This window comes from Rothia sp. HMSC072B03, from assembly GCF_001809565.1.
Lineage (GTDB): Bacteria > Actinomycetota > Actinomycetes > Actinomycetales > Micrococcaceae > Rothia > Rothia mucilaginosa_A.
In genome coordinates this window covers 778,145-783,537 of sequence record NZ_KV797969.1, presented here as the reverse complement: position 1 = coordinate 783,537, position 5,393 = coordinate 778,145, and the positions used below count along the sequence as shown (strand labels likewise).

4 protein-coding genes and 1 pseudogene are annotated in these 5,393 nt (G+C 61.9%); 2 read left to right on the top strand and 3 right to left on the bottom strand.

The features are described from left to right. From HMPREF2630_RS06560 to HMPREF2630_RS06550, 3 genes and pseudogenes are all read right to left on the bottom strand, one after another. A pseudogene (locus HMPREF2630_RS06560) lies at positions 1–271 on the bottom strand (peptidase); the annotation flags it as partial. Between the two features lie 426 nt (positions 272–697). Beyond that, positions 698–1,498 carry an SDR family oxidoreductase gene (locus HMPREF2630_RS06555; RefSeq protein WP_049331325.1) on the bottom strand — a complete coding sequence of 267 codons (801 nt, stop codon included), beginning with the start codon at positions 1,496–1,498 and terminating at the stop codon, positions 698–700. A 145-nt stretch (positions 1,499–1,643) separates the two neighbouring features. Beyond that, positions 1,644–1,958 carry a hypothetical protein gene (locus tag HMPREF2630_RS06550; protein ID WP_049331327.1) on the bottom strand — a complete coding sequence of 105 codons (315 nt, stop codon included), beginning with the start codon at positions 1,956–1,958 and terminating at the stop codon, positions 1,644–1,646. A gap of 189 nt (positions 1,959–2,147) precedes the next feature. Between HMPREF2630_RS06550 and HMPREF2630_RS09120 the strand changes: the two genes are divergently transcribed. Further along, a complete protein-coding gene (locus tag HMPREF2630_RS09120; RefSeq protein WP_141761815.1) occupies positions 2,148–2,420 on the top strand; it encodes a hypothetical protein in 273 nt (90 codons plus the stop codon). A gap of 114 nt (positions 2,421–2,534) precedes the next feature. Next, the gene (gene valS, locus HMPREF2630_RS06545) at positions 2,535–5,267 is read left to right on the top strand and encodes a valine--tRNA ligase (protein ID WP_070483996.1); all 2,733 of its coding nucleotides are present in this window, start codon (positions 2,535–2,537) and stop codon (positions 5,265–5,267) included. Positions 5,268–5,393 lie beyond the last annotated feature (126 nt).

Below are 5,393 nucleotides of genomic sequence, written 5' to 3'. Positions count from 1 at the left end.
GGGCCTCAGCCTTCGGGGTTTCCTCGGTCTTCGGAGCCTCGGTAGCAGCCGGCGCCGGAGCCTCAGTCTTCGGTGCCTCGGTAGCAGCGGGGGCCGGGGCAGTAACCTCTACGTTTACCTCACCGTTGGGGTGCTGCGTGACGGCAACAGTCGTACCGTTCTGGTCTGCGGGAGCCTCAGCCGCAAAGGTTGCCGGAATAGCGGCAACGGAGCCTGCGGTAAAGGCTGCCGCTGCTGCAATCTTGTAGACGCGACGGGTAGTCTTCGACATTGTTCCTCGATCTCTGAATCATCGGTGGTGAACCCCGGGAATATGCGCCCCCCTCTTCGAAGGCCATCGGGTGTTCAATATGGGTGTGATGCTAAAAGGCTAACATTCGCCCCTGTTCTTACCGGCACCCTATCGCATCCTCTATTCAAGTGTTATCAAATCGTTATAAAACACTCCCCTATAAAGAGATTGCATACATACCAATTCGCTTACTTGAGTTCTCCGTATCAGGATATGGCGATTCTTAAACTTCCCTTTTGCTGACGTTTAACGAACCTATGCGTTATTCCGTGAGGAAAAACCTTATAACTACCTGAGAAAACCCCGCTTCGGGGAGTGAGCTTTCACCCATCCCCCAAACGGGGTTATGCGCGTATTATCCGCAGAACTTCTCAATGAGGGGTTGCAGAGAGGGCCGATGGCACGCTACCCCTCGGCGCGAATCACCTTGAACTGGCTGGCCTGAGCCACCGGGCGCAGGGTAATGCGGTCCAGGTTAACGTGGTGCGGAACGTTGAGCGCAAAGGTTACGGTCTGCGCCACGTCCTCGGCGGTAAGCGGATTCGGTACGCCCTCATACACGCGGTCGGCGGCCTCCTGCGAACCCAGGCGGTTCAGGGAGAACTCTTCGGTGTGCACCATGCCGGGGCAAATCTCGATGACGCGCACGTTATGTTCCGCCTCCTCCAGGCGGAGCGCCTCGGTCAGGCCGCGAGCGCCAAACTTTGCGGCGTTATACCCGGCGCCGCCCTCGTACCCATGCTCGGCAGCGGTGGAGGTCAGATTCAGAATCGTGCCGTGACCATTCTGGCGCAGTGCCCCGCTGAAGGCGCGGACCGTATTCAGGATTCCCAGCACGTTCATGCGGTACATCTGCAGGTAATCTTCGGGCTTACCCTCCGAGACGGGATCCAGGCCGATGGCTCCCCCGGCAATATTGACCAGGGCGTCAACGGTTCCCTGCTCACCCAGGATCTGCTCGGCGGCAAAAGCAACGGCGGTCTCGTTGGTTACGTCGCAGGTGACCGGATGCGCGCCGGTCTCCTGCTGCAGGGTGTAAAGACGGTCGGTGCGGCGAGCCAGAGCGTACACCGTCCACCCGGTGGCAACCAGCTGATGCACGGTAGCTCGACCAATTCCGCTGGACGCGCCGGTCACCACGGCCACTTTGCCGTCTCCGGCCCAGGAGCGAAAGGGAGATGGAGGAATGTAAGTGTTCTTAGTCATATCTTTATCCTAATAAAACGATGCCCGGTCGTGCTCCACAACGAAACACACCGGGCATACATTTTTTGGTTTTTTCGGTTTTCACGGCTCAAGGTTTTCACAGCTCAAGGTTTTCACGGCTCAAAAGAACCTCGTCGCCCCCCGATTACTTGCGGCGACGGGGAAGACCCCAGCGGCTACGGCCACCATCGCGGTAGCCGAGGCGGTGCTCAAAGTACACGGGCGAGCTACTACCGGTCTTCACGGTGTCCGGGGGAACCGTCCCCTCGCGTGCAGACATAAGATAGAGAATCGCGGCACCCGGCACGAAAGCGATAATGGGAAGAACGAAGCGCATGCGCGCCTCCCCATAGCCGCTTCGCAAGCTAAGGTGCCCGATGCATGCCGCCACCAGTACCACCTGAATCAGTAGAACGGCGGTCTCGAAAGCACCCAAACCAAAGAAACTAAACGTACTCATCAATGCCTCCTCAGGATTGGTACTATTTCAGTCTACGCCCCCGAATGATGCCTGCATAGGGTCGAGTCACGTGTTGAAATGATCCGCGGAACACATTTACCTTCGGGTATTAATGACCTATTCCTGTAGCATTTCCGAGCAGCGCTTCCGAGGCTTCTCCCCCGCCACCCCCCTATCTACCGCACCACCGTGAAATCTCAACGCCACCGCATCACCGACCTCCGAACCCGCCGCCGAGAATTACAGCAGCGAGCCGCCACGTACCGAGCTTCCACAGGGACCCCCTACCCCATCGAGGTACATCTACTCCTGGGGCAGACCTACCTGGACCCCGCCTCCTGGGATGAGCTCATCCACTCCCGCGGACCCGCCGTTGCCCTGCGTCGCGCACGTTTCGCCCCGCGATACGACCGGCTTCTGCGCCGCCTCGAAGAAGCCATCACCCGCTACGAACGCCCCTGACAACCCCTCGAAGCACCCCGCGAACGGCCATCGAGGCCGTGACTCACCACGTCCTCGGCGCACGGCCGGCGCTGAAAGCTGAGAGAACGCCGTGAATATGAGAAAATAGCCCTTATGGCTGAAAACATTTTGGGCTCAGACTCGCCCGTACAGATTAACGTTCCCGACCGCCCCGCCCTCGAAGGCCTCGAAGAGAAGCTTTCGAAGCGCTGGGCCGATGAGAAGACCTACGCATTCGACGAGAACACCACTCGCGAGCAGGTCTACTCCATCGACACCCCGCCGCCGACCGCATCCGGCTCCCTGCACGTGGGTCACATGTTCTCCTACACCCAGACCGACGTCATTGCACGCTACCAGCGCATGACCGGCAAGAACGTGTTCTACCCCCTCGGCTGGGACGACAACGGTCTGCCCACCGAACGCCGCGTTCAGAACTACTACGGCGTTCTCTGCGACCCCTCCGTGCCCGACAACGATTCCTTCCGTGACCTGATTACCTGGAAGGCAGACGGCACCCCCAAGCCTGACCGCAGCCAGGCAAAGTGGCCGCGCATCTCCCGCAACAACTTCATCGAGCTCTGCGAAGAACTCGCGGTTGAGGATGAGAAGGTCTTCGAGAACCTCTTCACCACCCTGGGTCTGTCCGTGGACTGGTCGCGTACCTACCGCACCATCGACGCACACTCCCGCAAGGTTTCCCAGCTCGCCTTCCTGAAGGACCTGGAAGCAGGCAACGCCTACATGGCAGAGGCCCCCACCATGTGGGACGTCACCTTCCGCACCGCGGTCGCCCAGGCCGAGCTAGAAGATAAGGAACGCCCCGGCGCGTACCACCGCATCAGCTTCCACCGCCCCAACGGCGAGAAGGTCTGGATTGAGACCACCCGCCCCGAGTTGCTGCCCTCCTGCGTGGCCCTCGTGGCGCACCCCGACGACGAGCGCTACCAGTCGCTCTTCGGCACCACCGTCACCTCCCCGCTGTTCGGCGTTGAGGTCGAAATCAAGGCTCACCCGCTGGCACAGCCCGACAAGGGCGCCGGTATCGCCATGATTTGTACCTTCGGTGACACCACCGACGTCACCTGGTGGCGCGAGCTGCAGCTGGATACCCGCGCACTCATCGGCCGCGACGGCCGCTTCTCCCGCGAGGTTCCCGAGTGGATTACCTCCGCCGAGGGTCGCGAGCGCTACGAGCGCATGGCCGGCACCACCGTCTTCACCGCGCAGAAGACCGTCGTGGAGATGCTGGTTGAGGCCGGCGAGATGGACGGCGACCCCAAGCCGATTACCCACCCGGTGAAGTTCTACGAAAAGGGCGATAAGCCCCTCGAGATCGTCGCATCGCGCCAGTGGTACATCCGCAACGGTGGCCGCGACGCCGACCGCCGCGAGAAGCTCATCGAGCGCGGCCGCGAGATCAACTGGCACCCCTCCTTCATGCGTAGCCGCTACGAGAACTGGGTTGAGGGTCTGAACGGCGACTGGCTGATTTCTCGCCAGCGCTTCTTCGGTGTTCCCTTCCCCGTCTGGTACCCGCTGGACGCCGAGGGCGAGCCCGACTACGAGAACCCGATTCTGCCCACCGAGGATATGCTCCCGGTAGACCCCGCCTCGCAGACCGCTCCCGGTTACACCGAGGATCAGCGCGGCGTGGCCGGCGGCTTCGTGGCCGACCCGGACGTTCTGGACACCTGGGCCACCTCCTCCCTGACCCCGCAGATTGCAACCGGTTGGGGCGTGAACCCGGACCTGCACGCAAAGACCTTCCCCATGGATCTGCGCCCGCAGGGTCACGACATCATCCGCACCTGGCTGTTCTCCACCGCCGTGCGTTCCGAGACTCTGGCCTCCTCCGTACCGTGGTACAACACCGCGCTCTCCGGCTGGATTCTCGACCCGGACCGCAAGAAGATGTCCAAGTCCAAGGGCAACGTCGTGGTCCCCAATGAGGTTCTGGAGAAGTACGGTTCGGATGCTGTGCGCTACTGGGCGGCTTCCGCTCGCCTGGGTGCCGACACCGCCTACGACGAGGGTCAGATGAAGATTGGCCGCCGCCTGGCCATCAAGCTGCTCAACGCCTCCAAGTTCGTGCTGAACCTGGGCGCAACCGAGAAGTCCGTCATCACCTCGCAGGCTCAGGGTCGCGTGCTCATCAACGCCCTGGATCGCTCCCTGCTGGCTCGCCTGGCGTACCTGGTTGAAGAGGCAACCGCAGCATTTGAGAAGTACGAGTACGCTCGTGCCCTGCAGATTTGCGAGAGCTTCTTCTGGTCCTTCACCGACGACTTCGTCGAGCTGATTAAGGACCGTGCCTACGGTGCTCGCGGCGAGCAGGAGCAGGCTTCTGTTCTGGCCGCTCTGGCCACCACCCTGGACGCTCTGCTGCGCCTGTTCGCGCCCTTCCTGCCGTTCGTGACCGAAGAGATTTGGTCCTGGTGGCGTGCGGGTAGCGTGCACCGCGCCGAGTGGCCGCAGGCGCTGCCCATCCTGGAGGGCACCCTGCTGGCTGAGTACTCCGCTCAGAACCCGACCGCCGGCATTTCGGCCCAGTGGGTCCTGGCTGATGCCAACCCGGCTCAGATTGACTCGCTCAAGCAGATTCTGCCGGATGTTGCTGAGGCCCTGGGCGGCCTGCGCAAGGCAAAGAGCGACGCGAAGGTCAAGCAGCGCACCGAGGTTGAGTCCGCTACCATCGCGGCTCCGCAGGCGCAGCTGGACCGCATCGAGGCCGGCCTGGGCGACCTGAAGGCCGCCGGTAACGCACGCGAGCTCTCCCTGGTGGCAGCTGAGGGCGAGCTGGAGGTTCGCGATGTGGTGCTCGTGGTGGAGGAAGCCGCCGAGTAGGCGATGCATCCGCGATTCGTCGTCGCTTGTTGCGCAACGCTCAGCCTGCGCGGAGACGCGGATCCTTCTAAGCACCGATGGTGAATAACGCGAGGCGGGGAGGTACCGTAATTTCGGTACCTCCCC